This is a genomic window from Marinifilum sp. N1E240, from assembly GCF_009295825.1.
Taxonomy (GTDB): domain Bacteria; phylum Bacteroidota; class Bacteroidia; order Bacteroidales; family Marinifilaceae; genus Marinifilum_A; species Marinifilum_A sediminis.
Genome location: NZ_WHKF01000001.1, coordinates 1,048,861 through 1,070,632, shown reverse-complemented (window position 1 = coordinate 1,070,632; position 21,772 = coordinate 1,048,861). Strand labels below are relative to the sequence as shown.

The 21,772-nt window shown below is 34.8% G+C and carries 19 protein-coding genes; 11 read left to right on the top strand and 8 right to left on the bottom strand.

The genetic code is table 11. From position 1 onward, the window contains the following. The first annotated feature begins 39 nt into the window (after positions 1–39). The 5 genes from nadB (at position 40) to GCQ56_RS04355 (ending at position 6,537) form a co-directional block, all read left to right on the top strand. Positions 40–1,623 carry an L-aspartate oxidase gene (gene nadB / locus GCQ56_RS04375; RefSeq protein ID WP_152733155.1) on the top strand — a complete coding sequence of 528 codons (1,584 nt, stop codon included), beginning with the start codon at positions 40–42 and terminating at the stop codon, positions 1,621–1,623. 12 nt (positions 1,624–1,635) lie between these two features. Next, positions 1,636–2,487, top strand: coding sequence for a carboxylating nicotinate-nucleotide diphosphorylase (nadC, locus tag GCQ56_RS04370; RefSeq protein WP_152733154.1), 852 nt, complete (start codon positions 1,636–1,638; stop codon positions 2,485–2,487). Positions 2,488–2,503: 16 nt separating this feature from the next. After that, positions 2,504–3,430 (top strand): quinolinate synthase NadA, encoded by a 927-nt coding sequence (nadA, locus tag GCQ56_RS04365; RefSeq protein WP_152733153.1) that lies wholly within the window; start codon positions 2,504–2,506, stop codon positions 3,428–3,430. Positions 3,431–3,709: 279 nt separating this feature from the next. Beyond that, positions 3,710–5,857, top strand: a complete 2,148-nt coding sequence (locus GCQ56_RS04360; RefSeq protein ID WP_152733152.1) for a tetratricopeptide repeat protein — start codon at positions 3,710–3,712, stop codon at positions 5,855–5,857. A gap of 113 nt (positions 5,858–5,970) precedes the next feature. Continuing rightward, the gene (locus tag GCQ56_RS04355) at positions 5,971–6,537 is read left to right on the top strand and encodes a manganese efflux pump MntP family protein (RefSeq protein WP_152733151.1); all 567 of its coding nucleotides are present in this window, start codon (positions 5,971–5,973) and stop codon (positions 6,535–6,537) included. On the opposite strand, the gene GCQ56_RS04350 is transcribed toward GCQ56_RS04355, so the two are convergent. Next, on the bottom strand, positions 6,534–7,079 hold the full coding sequence (locus tag GCQ56_RS04350) for an FMN-binding protein (protein ID WP_152733150.1): 546 nt from the start codon (positions 7,077–7,079) through the stop codon (positions 6,534–6,536). The two genes, GCQ56_RS04355 and GCQ56_RS04350, sit on opposite strands and share 4 nt — an antisense overlap. Before the next feature lie 76 nt (positions 7,080–7,155). Beyond that, complete coding sequence (locus tag GCQ56_RS04345) at positions 7,156–8,325, bottom strand: hypothetical protein (RefSeq protein WP_152733149.1); 1,170 nt, start codon at positions 8,323–8,325, stop codon at positions 7,156–7,158. Positions 8,326–8,528: 203 nt separating this feature from the next. Between GCQ56_RS04345 and GCQ56_RS04340 the strand changes: the two genes are divergently transcribed. From GCQ56_RS04340 to GCQ56_RS04320, 5 genes are all read left to right on the top strand, one after another. After that, a complete protein-coding gene (locus tag GCQ56_RS04340) occupies positions 8,529–9,845 on the top strand; it encodes an SO_0444 family Cu/Zn efflux transporter (RefSeq protein ID WP_152733148.1) in 1,317 nt (438 codons plus the stop codon). A gap of 347 nt (positions 9,846–10,192) precedes the next feature. Further along, on the top strand, positions 10,193–11,716 hold the full coding sequence (gene accC / locus GCQ56_RS04335) for an acetyl-CoA carboxylase biotin carboxylase subunit (protein ID WP_152733147.1): 1,524 nt from the start codon (positions 10,193–10,195) through the stop codon (positions 11,714–11,716). Positions 11,717–11,738: 22 nt separating this feature from the next. Next, positions 11,739–12,248 (top strand): biotin/lipoyl-containing protein, encoded by a 510-nt coding sequence (locus tag GCQ56_RS04330; RefSeq protein WP_152733146.1) that lies wholly within the window; start codon positions 11,739–11,741, stop codon positions 12,246–12,248. Positions 12,249–12,309: 61 nt separating this feature from the next. Further along, a complete protein-coding gene (locus tag GCQ56_RS04325) occupies positions 12,310–13,845 on the top strand; it encodes an acyl-CoA carboxylase subunit beta (RefSeq protein ID WP_227005987.1) in 1,536 nt (511 codons plus the stop codon). Between the two features lie 93 nt (positions 13,846–13,938). Beyond that, positions 13,939–14,538, top strand: a complete 600-nt coding sequence (locus tag GCQ56_RS04320; RefSeq protein WP_152733145.1) for a YdeI family protein — start codon at positions 13,939–13,941, stop codon at positions 14,536–14,538. A gap of 38 nt (positions 14,539–14,576) precedes the next feature. Here GCQ56_RS04320 and GCQ56_RS04315 read toward each other — a convergent pair whose 3' ends face one another. The 6 genes from GCQ56_RS04315 to GCQ56_RS04290 all read right to left on the bottom strand — a co-directional run bounded on the left by GCQ56_RS04315 (position 14,577) and on the right by GCQ56_RS04290 (position 21,319). Next, positions 14,577–15,662, bottom strand: a complete 1,086-nt coding sequence (locus tag GCQ56_RS04315) for a S9 family peptidase (protein ID WP_152733144.1) — start codon at positions 15,660–15,662, stop codon at positions 14,577–14,579. 113 nt (positions 15,663–15,775) lie between these two features. Continuing rightward, complete coding sequence (gene tilS, locus GCQ56_RS04310; protein ID WP_299992802.1) at positions 15,776–17,098, bottom strand: tRNA lysidine(34) synthetase TilS; 1,323 nt, start codon at positions 17,096–17,098, stop codon at positions 15,776–15,778. 36 nt (positions 17,099–17,134) lie between these two features. After that, positions 17,135–18,448: an aminodeoxychorismate synthase component I gene (gene pabB / locus GCQ56_RS04305; RefSeq protein ID WP_152733143.1), complete on the bottom strand. Its 1,314-nt coding sequence runs from the start codon at positions 18,446–18,448 to the stop codon at positions 17,135–17,137. A gap of 475 nt (positions 18,449–18,923) precedes the next feature. After that, positions 18,924–19,364 (bottom strand): DUF6265 family protein, encoded by a 441-nt coding sequence (locus GCQ56_RS04300; RefSeq protein ID WP_152733142.1) that lies wholly within the window; start codon positions 19,362–19,364, stop codon positions 18,924–18,926. Positions 19,365–19,505: 141 nt separating this feature from the next. Beyond that, positions 19,506–20,072, bottom strand: coding sequence for a hypothetical protein (locus GCQ56_RS04295; protein ID WP_152733141.1), 567 nt, complete (start codon positions 20,070–20,072; stop codon positions 19,506–19,508). Positions 20,073–20,326: 254 nt separating this feature from the next. Continuing rightward, entirely contained in the window at positions 20,327–21,319 is a 993-nt protein-coding gene (locus tag GCQ56_RS04290; protein ID WP_152733140.1) for a YhdH/YhfP family quinone oxidoreductase, read from the bottom strand. A gap of 136 nt (positions 21,320–21,455) precedes the next feature. On the opposite strand from GCQ56_RS04290, the gene GCQ56_RS04285 reads away from it, so the two are divergent. After that, positions 21,456–21,770: a helix-turn-helix domain-containing protein gene (locus GCQ56_RS04285; protein ID WP_152733139.1), complete on the top strand. Its 315-nt coding sequence runs from the start codon at positions 21,456–21,458 to the stop codon at positions 21,768–21,770. Positions 21,771–21,772 lie beyond the last annotated feature (2 nt).

Sequence of the window (21,772 nt, the reverse complement as noted above, 5' to 3'; positions counted from 1 at the left end):
GAAAATAGCTATTTTCGCACGAACCAAGATTTTTCAATAATGTTACACAAACAGTTCGATTTTCTGATTATCGGAAGTGGACTCGCTGGATTATATTCGGCTCTTACTGCTGCTCAATTTGGATCTGTTGCGATTTTAACCAAATCAAAACTAGATGTGAGCAACTCCTATTATGCTCAAGGAGGAATTGCTGCGGTAACCGATTCTAATGATTTTCCACAATATCATTTAGAAGACACTCTAATTGCCGGGCGTGGCTTGTGCGATTATACTCCTGTAGATGTTTTAGTGAATGAAGGTCCGGAAAGAATCAAAGAATTGATCGAAATGGGAATGAAATTCGACAAAGAAAATGGCGAACTTTCATTAGCCCTTGAAGGAGGACATCATCGAAGAAGAGTATTACACGCTGGCGGAGATTCTACTGGCAAGGAGATGATTCGATTTCTTATTGAAAAGGTTCAAAAAGTGCCAAACATTACTGTTTTTGAAGATCAAATGGTTCACAAACTTTTGGTAGACAATTGTATTTGTTATGGTGCTCAAAGTTACAATCCTGAAGACAATTCAAATCTTAAAGTACATAGCAAATCAACAATATTGACCCTAGGTGGTGCCTCGGCTGTTTATCAACGAACCACAAATCCGAATACGACTGTTGGTGATGGAATAGCTCTAGGCTATTCTGCTGGAGCCGAAATAAGTGATATGGAATTTATACAATTTCATCCCAGTTCATTTTATTCCAATAATGGCTATACCTTCTTAATTAGTGAAGCCGTTCGTGGCGAAGGTGCACATCTGCTAAATTCAGAAGGAAAAAGGTTTATGTCATCTATTCATCCCTTAGCCGAATTGGCTCCTCGCGATATCGTTGCAAGATCAATTTTTGAACAAATGCAAATTCTAGGAGATGATCATGTTACTCTTAGTCTCAGACACCTTGATGGTGATAAAATTAAATCAAGATTTCCTACCATCTACAAAAGTTGTAAGGAATCTGGTGCCGACCTTTTAACTGAAATTCCAATTGCTCCTGCTGCTCACTATACAGTTGGTGGCATTAAAACTGGAATTAACGGAGAAACCAACATTCAAAATTTATATGCCTGCGGAGAATTAGCAGCTACTGGTGTTATGGGAGCCAACAGACTTGCATCAAATTCATTGCTGGAATGTTTGGTGTTTGGAAAAAGAGCTGTATTTCATGCTCATCAAAATCAAATAGAATACTCTTCAACCTCTAAAAATTCAGCTAAAATTCAAGTTAATACAGAACTGGAGAAAATATTTTTAGACTCGGTTAATAAGCTCGCTAAGGAAATGAATACCAAAGCAGGCATTATTCGATCGGAAGAAAATCTTTCAAGCCTAAAAAATACGATTTCAAAACTGAATGATGATTTCCCATACGAGAATGGTGAATATTTTAGTAACAGGATGAAAAATTTAATCATTGTTTCAAATCTGATAACTACAGGAGCCTTAGCTAGAAAAGAAAGTCGCGGCGGACATTATCGTGAAGATTTTACTGCCGAAAATGAAGACTTTCTATCCCATTCTATACAACAAATCAATAAAGAAATTACTTTTGTTCCCGTAGAACAAAAATCTCAAGAATAATTATTCAACCTTATGGAAGAAACAGGATTAGATATTCAAGAATTAGAATATATAATTGATCATGCTTTTCGTGAAGATATTGGAGAAGGTGATATTACGACAAATAATTTAGTGCCTGAAACTACAAGCGCTAAAGCAAGCATGACAGCAAAAGCTGATGGTATTATTGCCGGATTACCAATTGCTGAGATGGTTTTTAAAAAATTAGATCCAAATTTTAGCTGGAATCCAAAATTTACGGATGGTGATGCTATCAAAAAAGGAGATCTTATTGTTGAGATGGAAGGATCCTTTAGAGCAATTCTTACCGGAGAAAGATTGGCATTAAACCTGATGCAAAGAATGTCGGGCATAGCTAGCGAGACTGCAAAATACGTTGCCGAAGTTAGAGGAACAAAAGTTCAAATTCTTGATACACGAAAAACTGTACCTGGACTAAGAAGTCTGGATAAGTATGCTGTTAAAGCTGGTGGTGGTACCAATCATAGAATCGGATTGTATGATTTGGTAATGATCAAAGACAATCATATTAAATTAGCTGGAGGAATTACTCCTGCAGTGAAGCAAATTAGAAAAGCGGTTCCTTCAACCATTAAAGTTGAAGTTGAAACTACCAACTTAAATGAGGTAAGAGAAGCCATAAGTGCTGGTGCTGATATTATCATGCTTGATAATATGAATAACGAAATGATGACGGAAGCAGTAGGTATAATTAATGGTAAAGCCATTAGCGAGGCATCTGGAAACATGAATTTATCCCGATTAAAAGGTGTTGCAGCAACAGGTGTTGATTGTATTTCAATTGGTGCTCTTACTCATTCTGTAATCGCATTAGATATTAGTCAAAATATTATCCAATCATAAAATTACTTTCCCAATAATGGAAAATAAAGAGTTAGTCAGACGGATTGAGGAGCTGAAGAAAGAAAAAAATGCAGTTATTCTTGCACATTACTATGCACATCCCGAAGTTCAGGATGTAGCTGATTACATAGGTGATTCTCTTGGATTGGCAAGACAAGCAGGCGAAACAAAAGCTACTACAATAGTTTTTTGTGGCGTTCATTTTATGGCAGAAACGGCCTCAATTATATCCCCAAATAAAACTGTATTAATTCCAGCTCAAAAGTGTGGATGTTCATTGGCAGAAAGTATTACTGGTAAAGATATTCAAAAGTGGAAAGCTGAAAATCCTGGTGGCGTTGTTGTATCATATGTAAACACAACTGCAGAGGTTAAAGCTGAAACCGATTATTGTTGTACCTCATCAAATGCTCTTAAAGTAATTGAACACTTAGGAAAGGATAAAAAAATATTCTTTACTCCTGATAAAAACCTTGGAGCCTACATTATAAAGCAAACAGGGATTCAAATGGATTTATGGGATGGCGATTGCTGTGTTCATGAACGAATAACCACAGATATGATTTTGGATATGAGTAATAAATATCCGGAAGCTGACATATTAATTCATCCAGAAAGCAATTGTGCTGGTGACGATACTATCCTGAATCTACAAAATACTTACTTCTACTCCACTGCCGGAATAATTAAACATTCTGCCGAGTCAACTAAGAAGCAATTTATTATTGCAACTGAATTGGGAACATTGCATCAATTAGAAAAAGACAATCCCGATAAAGAATTCATTCTTATTCATCCAAAAACAATTTGTGGTTCGATGAAGAAGGTAAAACTGCAAGGGGTTTACGAAGCCTTACTGGAAAATCAGTACGAAGTTAAAGTTCCTGACAAAATATCAAACAAAGCAATTCTATCTATTCAACGGATGCTTAAAATAGGATAAAAAATAAACCCCTTTCATTTAAAAATGAAAGGGGTTTTTAATGCTTTTTTTATTTTAAGAAAAATTAATATTTCATCTTGTTTTATTCGCAATCAATGAATAAATAATGGTATCTTTCCGTTCTGTATGAACACATTAGATCTATTCATTAAAAATTTCACCTTAAATGTAATAAAAATAAATAGTGTCTTTCTAAATCTAAACACAAACCAAATCAAAATATAAGCGTAAACTCCTCATCTAATAACTATTAATATCAACTAACTACGAATTAACAAAATGCAATTTCCCCTAAAACTTGTTTTTTCCATCATTTTTCTCATTTCCTTTTTATCCTCAGCTCTATCTGCACCTGAGAACTTAAAAAGCAAATTACACACATCTCCTGATAGTTTAAAAACCAAATTATTAATTGATATTTCGAGAGAGTATAGAAACATTAACATTGACAGTGCGATATATTTTTCCAATTTGGCATTAAGCAATGCGATGAATAATGCTGAAGAAAATAATATCATTTCAGCTAATTTAGAAGCTTCTTCATGTTACTCATCAAAGGGTGAATTCGATAAAGCTCTTAACCATTTGCATCATGCAAATGCAAAAGCTGCAGAATTAAACGATTCTGTTCGGATTAGTAGGATTTTTTATTCATACGGAACACATTACACAGACGTGAGTAAATATGATAAAGCAATCGAATATTTCAATAAATCAATCGCATTGTGCGAGAAGTTTGGTGATCTAAGAACTGTTGCTAGCAACCTAAATGGCTTGGGTATTATATATTGGGAAAGAGGTGACCTTGAGACTGCAATTCAAAAATATATTGCTGCTTCAAAAATAGCAGAAAAGCTTAATGCTACATCCTTAAAAAAGACTCTTTTATTGAATATGGGAATTATTTATGCCGATGAAAAACAGAGTGAAAAAGCATTAGCAAGCTACAAGGAGGTTTTAGAGATAGCAATAAAGGAAAATGACAAAGATTTTATGGCTGTTATTTATAATAACATGGCCATATTATTTCAAGAAGACAATGATTATGAAGATGCATTAACCTACTTCGAAAAAAGTTTAAAAATAAGAACAGAACTAGGAGATGAACAAGGAAAAGCTCTTGCTTTAAATAATATAGGTGAAAATTATTTTAAGGTAGGAAACATTAAAAAAGCAATTGAACACATTAATAAATCAATTGAAATAAACCGAAGACTAAAACTTGAAACTGAACTGATTTACAATTTAGAGTCTTTGGCTAAAGTTTATTTAGACTCGGGTAAACTGCAAGAGGTAAATGATCTTTTAACAGAAGGACTTGCTCTTTGTAAAAAACTAAAAATTAAGGTTATGCAACGTAATTTCTTACAATTACAATCGGAATACTATTATTCTGTTGGTAATTATAAGAAAGCATACAAAACATTCGAAAGCTTCAACACTCTAAAAGACAGTCTACTTAATGCAAGTAGATCCGATAAAATTGCTCATTTACAAACTCAGTTTGAAACGGATAAAAAAGAAAAGGAAAACGAACTGCTTCGTGTAAAAAATCAATACACTCAAGAGAAGTTGGATAAAGAGAAAACGGTTACCACCTTTCTTATTATTTTTTCCATTCTATCTATCCTACTCCTAATCTTAATTGTAATCCTTTTTAGATCTAAGGTTAAAGTTAATTTAAGAATTAAAAAAATTAATGGCATGCTGGAAGAGTCCAATCAGCAATTGAAAATTACCAATGCCACAAAAGACAAATTTTTCTCCATTATTGCGCATGATTTGCGTTCGCCATTTAATGCTATTCTTGGGTTTTCTGAGTTAATAAAACACGAAGTAAATAGTTCTAATAATGCTGAAATGATTGGAGAATATAATGCTAATATTAACGAATCAGCACAAAGTCTTTTTACTCTATTAGAGAACCTGCTACAATGGGCTAAAAGCCAGAGAGGACAATTAGAATTTTATCCAGAACAATTTGATTTATACGAATTAATTCAAACCAACTTATCCATTTTTAAATTGAAAGCGGCTGATAAGTCCATTCATTTATATTCTGATATTAAACCGAATACAATGGCTTATGGAGATGTAAATATGGTGAACACCATAATACGTAACCTTATTAGTAATGCTTTAAAATTTACAGAACCTGAAGGTGAAATTAAAATATACGCTTCACTCGAAGATGATTTTGTAATGTTGAAAGTAAAAGATACTGGAATTGGTATCAGTAATGAAAATCAAGACAAACTATTCAGATTGGATTGTAACTACACCACTTATGGCACTAACGATGAAGCTGGTAGTGGACTAGGATTAATACTTTGTAAGGAGTTTGTTGAAAAAAATGGAGGAAATATCTGGGTTAATAGCGAAGAGAATAAAGGAAGTGAATTTATTATCACCTTAAAATCTGCATAAGCTTTAAGCATATTTAGAAATATTTCAAATTGACGAATTCCTGATGCGAAATCGTCAATTTTTTGTTTAAGAAAATAGGAAGAGTTTATATTTGCACTCCCAAACATTTACAAATGGAACTAGTAAGTATATATCTTTTAGCCCTTGGCTTATCTGTCGATTCCTTTGCTGCATCGGTATGCAGCGGACTTGCAATCAAACAAATTAAATTTAATCAAGCTGTTAAAATTGCTTTTTTCCTGGCGATATTTCAGGGAGGTATGCCCATTCTTGGCTGGTTTGCAGGGTGGGAATTGAAAGATTTAATAACAGATTTTGATCATTGGATCGCATTTATTCTCTTAAGCGGATTAGGTAGCAAAATGATTTATGAAAGTATCACAAATAAAGATCAGGATTGTAGCTTCAATCCCCTTAAGCTTTCTGTATTATTAGGAATCTCCATAGCAACAAGCATAGATGCTTTGGTTATTGGCTTTAGTATGGCTCTAATAGGTCAACTTATTTGGACACCTGCCATAATTATATGTGGAGTTACATTTATTGCTTCTATGCTTGGAATGCTTCTTGGTAAGAAAATTGGTAGTAAAATGAGTCAAAAATTCGAAATTATTGGAGGTATTGTTTTAATATTAATTGGTCTTCGAATCTTAATTGAGCATTTGTTTTTCGCAAATTAAATTTTCTCTTTTAATCTCAAATCAGTCATTAAAAGACTTAATGATTTTATTCCCTTCGTTATTTCAGGAGCAGAAATAGTTGCGCCAGAGATACTGTCAATATCCTTCTCGAATTCCATATTTTCTCCATTCGATTTTCCAACAAATTGTTTCAGCCAATATCTAGCCATTATCTCACCTCCATATGATGATCGATAAATCAATATAACAACTTGTTGTATTTTCAATTCATTATCGAACAAAACCATATAATCAAACAAATCATTTTTTCCCTTCGAACTGGCAAAAGTAGAGAAACCAATAATTTCTTCATTGTTTATAATTGATTCCAGACGAACTTTTGTTAATCCTACATAAGCATCTAAATTGATGTCATTTATATTCACCTCTCCCATAGATAACTCATCTGTACCAAAAGATGACTTTAAGGCTTTATTGATTCGTTTTTGAATGGATTTAGGATACTTCATACCAAATGAATCCATTCCAAAACATAGAATCATACACACCAATAGAATCCTAAAAAGTTTACTTTTTCTCATACTCTTATATACTTAGAAACTGCAAGATGGGGTAATTCAACCTCATCTTGCAGTAAAAATATCTATTTAATAATTCTTAGAACCAAACTCCTACTCCACAGTTAATGAAGTGTTTTTTGTTGTCAGCACCATCTTTAAAGTTTTGATAATCTACTTTTACAACAGCACCTTTTGCCAGGTGATAGCTTAATCCAAAGAACCAATCCTCGCGATCATAAGCCTTATTTGCTGTAATACCATCAACTTTATGGTGAGTGTCATAGCTCTCATATCTTACAAATGGAACCAAAGCTTGTTCTTTTCCATGTAGTAAATCGTAACCTGCTTCTACATAGTAACCTTGCATTTGTTTTCCAAGATCCTTACCAGTTTTATCATTGTATTCCTTAACATCGTTGATGAAAGAGTGAATGTACTGACCTTTAAACTGAAATGCATCAACTTTATAACGGAAATCAAGACCTACCATGCTAATTCCAACACGAGTTGAATCAGCAACTTCTTCAGCAAAATCATCATCCTTATCTAATCCATCAAATTCTGATGACTGAGTTTTACCAAAGTACCCTGAAAGACCCAAGTTCAATCCTTTAATTCCATAGTAATCTACTTTTGCAGATAATGATGGAGATGTGAAAGTTGACTCAGCACCTTTTTGACGCCCTTTTCTTAAACCATCAGATCCTCTTAGCTTACCACTACCATCGAATCCATTAAATCCGTTCATGATATATAACTGGTACTTTAATGGTGCATTTGCCAATCTTCCATTAATACCAACACCAATCTCTCTCCATGTAGTTGGAACAATGTACTTGTCAACACTTGGTCTCTCAACACCATTAAATGTAGTTGGCTCGTGATATTCATTCACAATTCCCATTGGAACTAACATCAAACCACCTCGTAAACTTACATTTGGCTTAACGTTATAGTTCAAAAATGCTTGCTCTACATATAATTCTTTAACGTGCTCGTATTCAATTTCTGTAACAAATGATGTTTTTTCGTTGAATTGGTATCCAAAAAATAAAACCATTCTATGAACATCCATATTTCCGTTATAACGAGTTTGCCCACTAATTTGCTGATTGTAATGCACCTCACCATATCCGCCAATACTCAACTTCTCATCTTTAATTCTCTCTAAAATTGTAGACCCGATACTTTTCGGTGCTTCCTGCTCCTGAGCTTTTGTTGCAATAAATGCAAAACAAACTGCTAATAGTAATAATCCTTTTTTCATCTAGTTTTAAATTAGGTTTTAAATCAACAACCATGTAGTGGTAATATCTTGCGACAAAAATAGAACGAGTCTTAATAAAGAAAAATACCAACATGTAGGTATTTTTCAATTTTAGCCTAATTCAGACAATTCAAAACATCAAATAATCCATATATTTTAATACTTTTGGAAGTGTATAAAAATAAAATTAGACTACTTTACCAATGGAATATATAAACCAATTCATCATAGATTTCATAGAGATATTGAATGAAATGTCACCATATCTCATGCTCGGTTTTTTCTTTGCCGGATTATTAAAAGTTGCTTTCCCTCAGAAATTTATAGACAAATATTTGGGACAAAAAAATAGCAAATCTGTTTTATATGCTTCTCTTATTGGAGTACCTCTTCCTCTTTGCTCATGTGGAGTAATACCAACAGGAATCTCATTTTATAAAAGTGGAGCAAGCAAAGGATCTTCCGTTTCATTTCTTATTTCTACTCCTCAAACAGGTGTAGATTCTATTCTGGTGACCTACTCTCTTCTAGGTTTACCTTTTGCAATAATTCGCCCATTCATAGCTTTGTTTACTGGATTTGTTGGTGGTCTTCTAACCAATCGTGTTGATGATTCGCAAAATGAAATAATAGATCATCAGGAAGACATTTGCTGTTCTACTGAAGAAAAGAAAGATTGTGAATGCGATTCAAACTGTGAAACAAAATCAAAGAAAAAATCAAAAGTGTATACAATGTTCAAATATGCCTTTGTAGATTTTCTGCAAGATATCTCAAAATGGCTAATCATTGGATTGCTTTTAGCGGCAGTAATTTCCGTGTTAATTCCAGATGATTTCTTTTCAAGTTTTATAGGTAATGATTTTCTTGGAATGATCGTAATTCTTATAGCATCAATACCACTTTATATTTGTGCGACCTCATCGGTTCCCGTTGCGGCTGTATTATTAATGAAAGGAATCTCGCCAGGAGCAGCTTTAGTATTCCTTATGGCAGGTCCTGCAACCAATGCAGCAACTATTACTGTATTAAATAAAGTTCTGGGTAAAAAAACCATGTGGGCATATCTAATTTCGATAATTTCAGGAGCATTATTATTTGGTTTACTTATCGATAATTTCTTACCAAGAGATTGGTTTACTTTAAGTGGATTACATCACCATATGACAGGACACGAAGGACATTGGGAATTACCAAATTGGTTACAATGGGGAAGCAGTATTACCCTGTCACTATTAATTGCAAATGGATATCTACAGAAGTACTTATCCTCTAAAAAAGTAATAAATAATCCCAAAGTTAAAATTGCAAAAGAGGAAGTAATTGTATCTGTGATAGGTATGAATTGTAACCATTGTAAGAATAGTGTTGAAAAACACATCGGTTCTTTGAAGAATATTGAAATAGCTGAAGTCAATCTGGAACAGAAAATTTTAAGAATGGTTGGTCAACAAATTGATCTAAATAAGATTAAAAAAGAAGTTGAAAGTTTGGGCTTCGAATTTAAGGATACAATATAGTTCGTTCTCTCATACAATAAAGCACATTACATTCTCACTTACAGACTATTCAAGACTTATTAAAAATAACATTTGATATAAAAAAAACTACAATTTAATAAGCGATTTTAAGGTCTCTAAACCCCACATAAAACATGACAAATGTCATTTTTTATGTCAACTCACATCGACACATGTTTATATTTAATTAATTGGAAACTTCGATTTTTTAATTACTTTTGATATGCTGCACAACATATATATGCTGTGCGTTATCTTTTTTTTGGGAAACAATTCCTAATCTAATGGATGAATAATTGATTTATAACAAGACCATTATAGGTCTTCATCAACGATTAACCAAAAATATGATTAAGAAGATTTCAAAAGTCCTCGTCGCTAACCGAGGAGAAATTGCCCTGCGCGTAATGCGATCTTGCAGGGAATTGGGAATTCAAACAGTTGCTGTTTATTCCGAAGTAGATAGAACATCTATGCATGTAAGGTATGCTGATCAGGCTTTCCATATTGGACCGGCAGCTTCAGCAGAAAGTTATCTAAACATTGATAAAATTATTGAAGTAGCGAAATGCTCCAGAGCTGATGCTATTCATCCTGGTTACGGATTCTTAAGCGAAAATGCTGAATTTTCGAAGCGTTGTCAGGAAGAAGGTATCATCTTTATTGGCCCTACACCAGAAGTCATATCCACAATGGGAGATAAAATCACCGCCAGAAAAACCATGATTAATGGTGGCGTTCCTGTTGTTCCCGGAACCAAGGAAAATATGGAAAATGACGAATCTGCATTAAAAGCAATTAAAGAAATCGGCCTGCCAGTAATGATTAAAGCCTCTGCCGGTGGTGGTGGTAAAGGCATGCGAATGGTCGATAAAGAAGAGAATATTCTTGAAGGTCTTCGTGCTGCCAAATCAGAAGCAAAATCTGCCTTTGGCGATGATACTGTTTATGTAGAGAAGTACATTTCTTCTCCTCATCATATCGAGTTTCAAATCCTTGGTGATCAACATGGAAATGTAGTTCATCTGTGCGAGCGAGAATGCTCCGTCCAACGAAGACATCAGAAAGTTGTTGAGGAAACACCTTCTCCATTATTAACTCCAGAGTTAAGAGCAAAAATGGGTGAAGCAGCGGTTTCAGCAGCAAAAGCCGTAAACTACCATGGTGCAGGAACCATTGAGTTTTTAGCCGACAACAACCATAATTTCTACTTTCTTGAAATGAATACCAGATTGCAAGTAGAGCATCCTATAACGGAACGAACCACTGGTTATGATCTTGTAAAACAACAAATTCTTATTGCTGAAGGTCAAAAATTGAATATCAAACAAGAAGAAGTTTTTCAATTTGGTCACGCAATAGAGTGTAGAATTTATGCAGAAGATACTGACAATAACTTCATGCCTAGTCCAGGTCTAATAACTCATATTACCGAACCAATGGGATTAGGAGTTAGAACCGATGGCTATGTTTATGAAGGCTATGAAATCCCTATTCACTACGATCCAATGATCTCTAAATTGATTATTTGGGCAAGAACAAGAGAGGAAGCAATCGAAAGAATGCGTCGTGCTCTTTACGAATACAAAATTACCGGAGTCAAGACATCTATTAAATTCTTAGAGAAAATAATGGATTGTGAAGACTTTAGATCAGGTAACTACGATACCCATTTTATTCAAAATAACGAAGAATTTCTGTTAGCAGATGATGAAGCCAAACAGCAGTTTGAAGATCTGGCAATTGTTGCCGCCTTTATTGATTATCATCACAAACTTAAAAATGTTCAGGTCGATCAAAAATGCTCTAAAAACAGTGGTTGGAAAGAGTTTGGTCGTCGTCGTGGCATGTACAGAGCTAGTGAAAATTAAATCTTAAAATTATTAAATCGTTATGGCACTTGAAATAAAATTGGACGACCGAATTGCAAAAGTTGAGCTTCTGGCTGAAGATGGCAACTCTGTAAAAATAATGGTCGACAACAAGGAGTACGATCTGGATATGCAACAAGTAGAAACTGGCGTTTATTCAGTAATGTACAAAGGGCGTTCATACAATGTAGAATTAATCGAGAACGGAACTCCTAAGAAATATACAGTCAACACTTTTTATCACTCATACGAAGCTGAAATTATTGACGCAGAAACCAAATATCAACAGGCAAGGAATGCTGGTAATCTGGAAACTGCTGAAAGTACAATTACATCTCCAATGCCAGGAAAGGTTGTTAAAATACCTGTTGGTTTAGGCGATGAAGTTAAAAAAGGCGATACCGTTATTATCGTATCAGCAATGAAAATGGAAAGTGAATACAAAGCAATGAAAGACGGATTGGTGAAAGAAATCTTTGTGAAAGAAGAAGACACCATTGACGGGAATCAACCTCTTGTATTCATCGATTAAAAAGAAACCTTAACTAAAAACCTTTGTTCTTAAATTTGTAGAACAGAAACAAAACAAAGCAATGTTGACATTAGAAGATAAAATCAAAAAATTTGAAGAATTAAATAAAGCTGCTGAAGAAGGTGGCGGGCAAGCTAGAATTGATAAGCATCATGCTGCCGGGAAAAAAACTGCTCGTGAAAGAATTTATGATCTTTTAGATCCTGAAACTTTTGTAGAGGTGGATAAAATGGTAACTCACCGATCGACAGATTTTGGAATGGAAAAGAACAAGATTCTTGGAGATGGTGTAGTCTGCGGTTACGGAAAAATCGATGACCGTTTGGTTTATGTATTCGCTCAAGATTTTACCGTCTTTGGTGGATCCTTAAGTCGTGCAAACGCCGATAAAATCGTAAAAATTACCAAGCTTGCAATGAAAATGGGTGCACCAATAGTTGGTCTCAACGATTCTGGTGGAGCTCGAATTCAGGAAGGTGTCCAAAGTTTAGCTGGTTATGCTGATATCTTTTACCAAAATGTGAGAGGTTCGGGAGTGATACCTCAGATCTCTGCAATTATGGGACCTTGTGCCGGTGGAGCCGTGTATTCTCCTGCTCTTACGGATTTTATCATGATGGTAAAAGATACGAGCTACATGTTTGTTACTGGTCCTGATGTTATTAAAACTGTAACGCACGAAGAAGTTACTAAAGAAGAATTAGGTGGAGCTCTTACACACAACTCTAAAAGTGGTGTTGCTCATTTTACTGCCGATAACGACGAACAAGCAATGATGATGTTACGTGAGTTAATCGGTTTTCTTCCTTCCAATAATATGGAGGATCCTCCGGTTAAACCTTGTACAGATAACATCCATCGTGAAGATGAAAAACTTCAGGATATTGTTCCAGCAGATCCAAACAAACCTTACGATATCAAAGACATTATAGAAACTGTTGTTGATGATCACAACTTTTTTGAGGTAATGCCTTTATATGCGCCAAATATTACCATAGGATTCGCGAGACTTGCAGGTAAACCTGTAGGTATTGTTGCCAATAATCCTGCAAATATGGCTGGTGTTTTGGATATTAATAGCTCTACAAAAGCAGCTCGATTTGTCCGTTTTTGCGATGCTTTCAACATTCCATTAATCACCTTTGTAGATGTACCAGGATTCCTACCTGGAACTGCTCAAGAGTATGGTGGAATTATTAAGCATGGAGCAAAACTATTGTATGCTTTTGCTGAAGCAACTGTTCCAAAAATTACTTTAATTACCCGAAAGGCTTATGGTGGTGCTTACGATGTAATGGCATCGAAACATATTGGTGCTGATATAAATTACTCCTATCCTACTGGTGAAATTGCTGTAATGGGTGCCGAAGGTGCTGTAAATATCATGCACAAAGGTCTAACAGAATCAGAAAGAGCTGAAGCTATTGATGATTATAGAGATAAGTTTGCTCATCCATATAAAGCTGCCGAATTGGGTTATATCGACGAGGTTATTCAACCTAAAGAAAGTCGTTATAAATTGATTCAGGCTTTGGAAATGTGTGCCAATAAGAGCGAACAGAATCCTCCTAAAAAGCATGGAAATATTCCTTTGTAAAACTCTAAGAAAACCATAATATTAAAAGCATAGCCAATAGGCTGTGCTTTTCTTGTTATATTGTAGATTGTAAATAAAAAGAATCAAAAAGTCATGCAAAGAGCTGCGAACGTTGAAGAGTATCTTGAGATCAAAAACGAATGGAAAAATGAACTTAACTTACTCAGAAGTATCATTCAAAAAACAGAATTGGTAGAGTGTATAAAATGGGGAGCTCCAACTTATACAATAGCAGATAAAAATGTAGTTGGTCTGGGAGCTTTTAAAGGCTATGTTGGCTTATGGTTTTTTCAAGGTGCTTTGCTTTCTGATACCAAAAAACTTTTGCTCAATGCTCAGGAAGGCAAAACAAATGCTATGAGGCAAATGAGATTTACTTCCTTGAATGAAATTGATGAAGATACCATTCTATACTATTTGGAAGAAGCCATATTAAATCAAAAGGAAGGTAAGACCGTTCCTATTGCTAAAAAATCGTCTAAGTTTAAAATCCCAACTGAATTAAAACAAGCCTTGGATGCCGATTTAAAGGCAGCTGATATGTTTGCAAAATTCACTGCATACAAACAAAAAGAGTACGCTTTGCACATAGCGCAAGCTAAACGAGAAGCCACAAAATTGAAAAGGATAGAAAAAATAATTCCGATGATACTAAAAGGCATCGGATTAAACGACAAGTATAGAAACTGTTAAAACAATAAGAGCTTACCATTTAGGTAAGCTCTTTTATATTAAAATTTATATCCAGCTTTCTGGATGTCTTTTAAAGTATTGATAGGTTTATTGGGCTGCAATTGCTTGGCTAAAAACTTGTAGATCCTTACACGTATTTCCTTCGCTTTTTTGGTATCCATTCTATCAAATGAATGTCCTCCAGGAACAGCTTGAAAAATTTCATATTCAAATTTCTTACCATCTGCCTTTAGCGATTTTATCAAATGCTCCACCTCCAAAACATTCACATCATCATCATTGGTATTGGTATGAATTAGCAATGGTGTATTCTGAAATTTATGAGTATTCCATGCTGGCGAGCGACGACGATATTCAGCCAAATTATCATTTGCAGTTTTACCAATGTGATAATCTGCTGAATACAAATCTCTGTACGATTGAGTCATATATCCCATTCTTGCAACGAGGTCACTTACCGGAACTCCTGCAAAACCTACTTTATAATCCTTCGGATGATTGAATAAGTTAAAAAGCGTAATCATTCCACCATGGCTCCAACCCATGATTCCAACACGATTCTCATCTACAAAATCGTAATTTTCTATCATGTAATTGCGGCTGGCATAAACGTCTTCGTTTTCCAATCCACCATAATCGATCTTCTCATAATGACCCTTTCCATAACCAGTACTACCACGATATTCAGCTGCAACTACAATGTATTCTTGTGCAATTAATTCACGAACGATATGAGTGTAATAGGTAGTAAAATCACCATGAACACCACCGTGTGGTAAAACCATCAATGGATATTTCTTATTAACATCAATATTTTTAGGAACAAATACATAGGTCCAAAATTTAACTGGATTTCCGGCTCCTTTAGCTGTTGGATTTTTCTCTTTCCATTTTGGAGGACCATAAATGTACAATTTATCGATGTGAGCCACATCTCCTACTCTCTCGAACCAAATGAGGTCATCTACCATTTTCTGCAGACGATCCAGACGGTGATCCAAATTCTGATTGTATTTCTTTAAGTCTTTTAAATCTTCCTTAACGATATCTCCAACTTGCGAAAACGTAGCAAGTGAAACCAGGAGTAACAGACATATACCAATGCCTCTTCTTAATAAATTCATGTTAGGTAGTTTGGGTTGATTGTATAATTGAAAGGACTAATTTATAAAATCTAAAGGAGATTTTAAGAAAAAAGAAGATATTGAACAACAACTCAATTAACTCACACAGTAGATTATTTCAATTCCAATCGATATATTTTGGTAGTCTTATCGGTTATCTTAAACCTATCATCCATGCGATGCCCTACAATCCACATGATTCTCTCACCAGAGCACAACAACCAGGTGCTTTCCTTATCGCTTAAGGAGAATTTTTTATCGATGAAATAATCCGAAACTTTCTTAGTGCCTTTCATTCCAATTGGGCGAAACTGATCTCCTTCTTTCCACTTACGAATAAGCAAAGGGAATTTTAATTTATTCGCATCGAAACAAGCTATCTTAGGACTCGTTGGAAACTTAAAATCAGGAGTTCTATTAATAAATGAAGCTTCCATCTCAATTGGTATATCCGTTTCACAATCGGCCTCTTCGATTTCGTACATATTCTGATCAACTTCTTCCAAGTTTGACAAAATCAGATACTTTCGGTCGCGTAACAATTGATGCGTAGAACTGAAAAATCTTTTCCCAGAAATTGAATCCAATGATTTGGCAATCATTTTCACATCGCGATGGTGGAAACCATATGGTGACAAAATTTCAAATAGATGCGAACTTGGTGAAGGTAACTCTTGCAATCTCTGAATGGAAATCATCAATTGATCATCGCGCTGAAAAACCAAATGCAAACGGTTCTCTTCAATTACATCATTATAAATCTGTTCTACTTCACGAAAACGAGCCACATTCTCCGTCATTGTTTTTCGTATAGAAGGATTAATTTCTTCTAAAACCGGAATTATCTGATGGCGAATTTTATTGCGGACAAAGTCTGTTTCTTTATTAGTAGAATCTTCTCTGTACTGCAAATTATTCACTTTTGCATAAGCTTCCAGCTCCGTTCTTGTAAATGGTAAAAGAGGGCGAATAATCTTCCCCAGCTTGGCTTTGATTCCCGTTAAACCATGAATACCTGTACCACGAGCCAAATTGATTAGAACCGTTTCGGCAACATCATCGGCATGATGACCAACCGCGATATATTGATAGGAAAGTAGCTCACGAAGCTGTTCGAACCATTCGTAGCGCAATTCGCGTGCTGCCATTTCTATCGACTGCTTATTTTCTGCAGCATATTCCTTAGTATCAAAATCTTTAGAATAAAAAGGAATTCCATATTGTTCTGCCAAATCTCTTACAAATTCGAAATCACCATCCGATTCATCGCCACGTAAATGAAAATTGCAATGCGCAATAGCACAATCAATTTCCATTTGCTTAAGCAAATGCAGTAAAACAACAGAATCTATACCTCCACTAACCGCAACCAATATCTTCTCATCACGATAAAACAGGTTTTCTTCTTCTACAAAATGGACTAATTTTCGAAACACAATATCAATGATATAATTGGTAATGAATAATTGAGTTTAAACATTCTTTAAAACTCTCATAATTGCTTTTGCCTTTAGCAGACACTCATTGTATTCTTTTTCAGGCTCGCATTGCATGGTTATGGCTCCGCCAACCATAAACGAAAGATAGTTATTTCTTGCATTGTATTGAATACTTCGGATCACTACATTAAAGTCAAAATCACCTTCAGGCGTAAAATATCCAACTGCTCCCGAAAACAAGCCTCGTTTTGTTGACTCATATCTCTCAATCAACTTCATAGCGCGCACTTTTGGTGCTCCGGTCATCGATCCCATCGGGAAACTTTCTCGAATCGCCTCTACAAAATGAACATCTTCTCTTAATTCAGAAACAACCGTAGAAATCATCTGATGAACCTGTGGAAAACTATAAATTCCGCACAATTCCTCAACAATAACAGAACCTTTTGCAGCAGTTCTCGATAAATCGTTTCGAACCAAATCAACAATCATGATGTTCTCGGCTCTCTCCTTAGGATCCTTAAACAAATCCTCCTTAATCTGCTTATCCTCTGCAGCATCGGCACCACGTTTTGCAGTTCCTTTTATGGGTTGTGATATAATTTTCTTCCCTTGTTTTTTAATGTAACGCTCCGGACTTGCAGACAGCAAATACTGCTCTCCTATTTGGTAAAAACAAGAATAGGGTGTTGGCGAAACTTCCATCAACTTTCGGTAAGTTTGTCGTGGTTTAATGAAAGTATCCTTCGCATAAAATTCCTGGCAAAAATTCACCTCATAAATATCACCTCTTCGAATGTGATCTTTCAGTTTGCCAACTGATTCCAGGTATTCATCACGATTTATTCTACAATTAATTTCAGGAACATTCACTTCCTGCTCTTTTGGTAAATCCAGATTATCAATTTCATCAATTAACCTGAATATCTGTTCCTCGTTAAATTCCTCTTCAAAAAATTCAACAATTAGAGTGTCAATATCCAAAATAAAAACCCAGCGCGGACGAAAGAAATTCATTTCAGGAAAATACAATTCATCCTGATTGTTCGACTCTAGCTCTTCAATTTCATTTTTTAAATCGTACCCCAAATAACCAAATAACCAATCCTTGGCTTGATCAACAGCTTCGGTTAAATGGTAGAAAAAGTCCTGTTTAGGTTCTACTATCTGCAAAGCATCAATTCCGGCAACCAATTCGTAAGTATTGTACTCTGCCTTCGAATTGGCTTTTTGATTTACTTCATGACTATCTAAAATACAAGCATGATCGAACTTCTTGCTCCAAAACAGCAATTGCTCCTTGAATTTCCTGGTATTGGATATATGAAAAGTAAGCTTTTTTCGCATGCCGCAAATTTAAGTAAAAGATACACAAGAAGCTTTCTGCTTTAGGTAAAACTTTTTTACTCTAATCATCCAAGTCTACACCAATGAACTAGTGTACTAGAAGTGATTTTAAGTACTATAATTTGTGTTAACGAAATTCTATCCTTTATTCCTGCTTGTTGATGCTTTGCTGTTGTAGGTTTTAAGTTTATCTGGACACATCTAATGCTTGTTGTAGTAAGTTTGCAGCTTGTAAGCTGACATTTATAATATTCCGGCGCCGCAGAAAGCTAGAGTAGTAAGAACAAAGCATTGGGATGTTCCGTCAAGTTATTGGCGTGTACATACAAGCCTTTGGCTAGCAACGACAAATCATTGGCTTGTATCGACAAATATCAAAGTAGTGTCAACAGGTCTTAAAGACTTAAAAACAAGGTATGGATTTATAGGAATTTATTGAAAAATAAATGCAAGCTATCTCAAAAATGCAGAGGAGTTATTCCACACGATTCATCTCAAATGAAAATCCTTTGTTCTCATCACCTAAAACTTTCACCTTTACTTTATTCTCACTCAGCTTGTAGTATTGTATTTTATTAGGAAAATCGTGTTTTGCATTTTCGAAGGAATAATAATCATTAATGGTATCGTTCAATTGAAATGAAACCGTAGCTCCCTCGTTCTGATTGGCTACTGTTGCCTGATAAACTACTTTTCCGTTGACCATCTTTATAGCTAAAGTTTCGCTAATCTGTTTATGGTTTTCCTTGATATTATATCCATAGCCTTTTAACTCTTCTCCGTTTTGTTCCCACACTTCGAATTGCTCCTTACCTTCAATCTGCCACGTTCCTTCCAGAAACTCTAACTTTTCTATCTTGGATGTTGAACAGGAGGTGGTGATGATTGATAAAATTAGAATGGCGAGGTTTTTCATAGAAATTTATTTAGTGATCTTTCTAATATCTATAGGTTTCCAATGACGAAAATTAGTCAGAATACAGCGTAATCAAAACAATTGCTCTTTGTAATTCGATAGACTTCATTTATTATTCTTGCTATCTATTTAAATTTTCATTTAAGGATAAGGATTTAAATTAAGAATATGATTTACTTCAGCCCATTCAACAAATTCATATTCTTCAAACTTCCTTACCCACGCCTTCTCGTCTCCCTCCGGAACATGGAAATATATTATAGATCCAGCAATTTCTCCTTCTATGACCTCATTTAATTTTAATATTTCCATTGACTCAATCCAATCCGACTGATAACTTTTATTTTTCATATCAAATAGTCTTGGAAAAATGGTTACAAGCTTTGTTTGATAATGTAAATATCCATTTACAAACCATACATTTCCATCATTTGTGTATGTTTTTGCATTTAAAAAATCCAGTATATATTGCAAACTATCTGAAGGAAAGTCTGAAGTGAATGTTAAAGAATGAATATTTTCAACTTCATGCTCAAATCCATTAATAAAACTAAAAACTTGATCGATTGTATAATTAGCTTTCACCTTCACAAAAACATCAGTAGGTACAAACTGTTCTTTTTCTTCATCTAACTGAGTTTCGGAATCTTTGTCACAAGCTATCATTAAACAAAGTGAAAAAAACAAAATAAATCTATATATTTTCATAATCAATTCTTTTACTGTCAGATGCACATATTTATAGAAGGTTGCGTAAACTAACCAGTAACTTATTAATAATGAAAATCAATACAATCTTCAACTCAACTTATGCAGAAAAGTTACATCAAGCTGAGTGTGATCTTAATTCTACAATAATTTCGACAGAAAGTAATCCAATTCATTTATTTCCGTTTATTATTGATTCAGAATATAAAAAGGCAACCTAATGGCTGCCTTTAATCTACTTCGTTTTGTAGTATTTATAATTTCACAATTACTCGACCTCTACTTTTCTTCTCTAACATCAGATCGATATAAGTATCCAAATTTTCTAATGAGGATTCAATAATTTGCTCCTTATTCTTGTACACATTCCACTCTGAAGCCAATTTGTTCCACACTTTTTGTCTAAGTTCCATTGGGCATTTTTGGGAATCAATACCAATTAAACTGATTCCATTTAAGATGAACGGATAAACAGTCATCACCAAATCACCAGATCCGATATTCCCGCAACAAGTTACATTTCCCATTGGTTTACAAGCCTTCAAAAGTGTATGCAAGGTATTTCCACCAACCACATCAATGGCACCTGCCCAAAGAGGTTTTAACAATGGTCTTCCCGATAGATCATCGCTTATTTCAGATGAAATTCTACTAGCAGCTCCTAAGTCATGCAATTCTTCCTCTCCTCCATTTGCACTAGAAGTTGCTGCGATCACTTCAAAACCTAAAGAGGCTAAAATGCTAATAGCAATGCTACCAACACCACCTAAAGCTCCGGTTACCACAACTGGTCCCATTTCGGGCGTCTGTCCTGCAGCTAATAATCTGTAAACCGAAAGTGCTGCAGTAAAACCAGCTGTCCCGAAAATCATTGCTTCACGCAAATTCATCCCTTTTGGTAAGGATACAACCCATGATTCAGGTACTCGAATGTACTCCGAAAATCCGCCATCGGTATTCATGCCCAAATCATAACTGGTTACAATCACCTCATCACCCACTTTAAATTTTGTTGAAGAAGAATGTTCTACGATTCCAGCAGCATCGATTCCAGGTGTATGTGGATATTTTCGTGTTACTCCTTTATTGCCTGAAACCGACAAGACATCCTTGTAATTCAAAGATGAAAAATACACACGAATTAAAACTTCACCTTCAGGCAAATCTTCAATCTTTCTGGTTTCAATTTTACGTATATATTGTCCATTCTCCTCGCTAATTCGAAGTGCTTTAAATTCTTTGTTCATATCAGATTTCTTATTTATTCTTATCTTGCAACAAAATTACGGGTATTTAATCTACAAATCAATAACTTACAATTCAATAAGATACTAACATTTTGTTCTGAATTGCTGATTATCAACCCATAAAAAATTAAAAGATTTGGAAAAAGGAGTTTGTCCCATCGATACATTTATCAATTACGTGAAAGGAAAACGTAAGGCAACTATTATTTTGCACCTAAAACAGGGAACAAAACGCTATTCCGAATTGGTAAAATTAATTCCTGATGTTAGCGACAGAATGCTGAGCAAAAATCTAAAAGAATTGGAAGAATCGGGATTTGTGGAGAGAAAAGTATATCCTGAGGTGCCTCCTAAAGTAGAGTACTGTTTAAGTAAGTTGGGTAATGATATTCATCCAATACTTATTGCGATGTTTAAAGGAGGCAAACTTCTTGAAAAAGAAATCTCATAAGG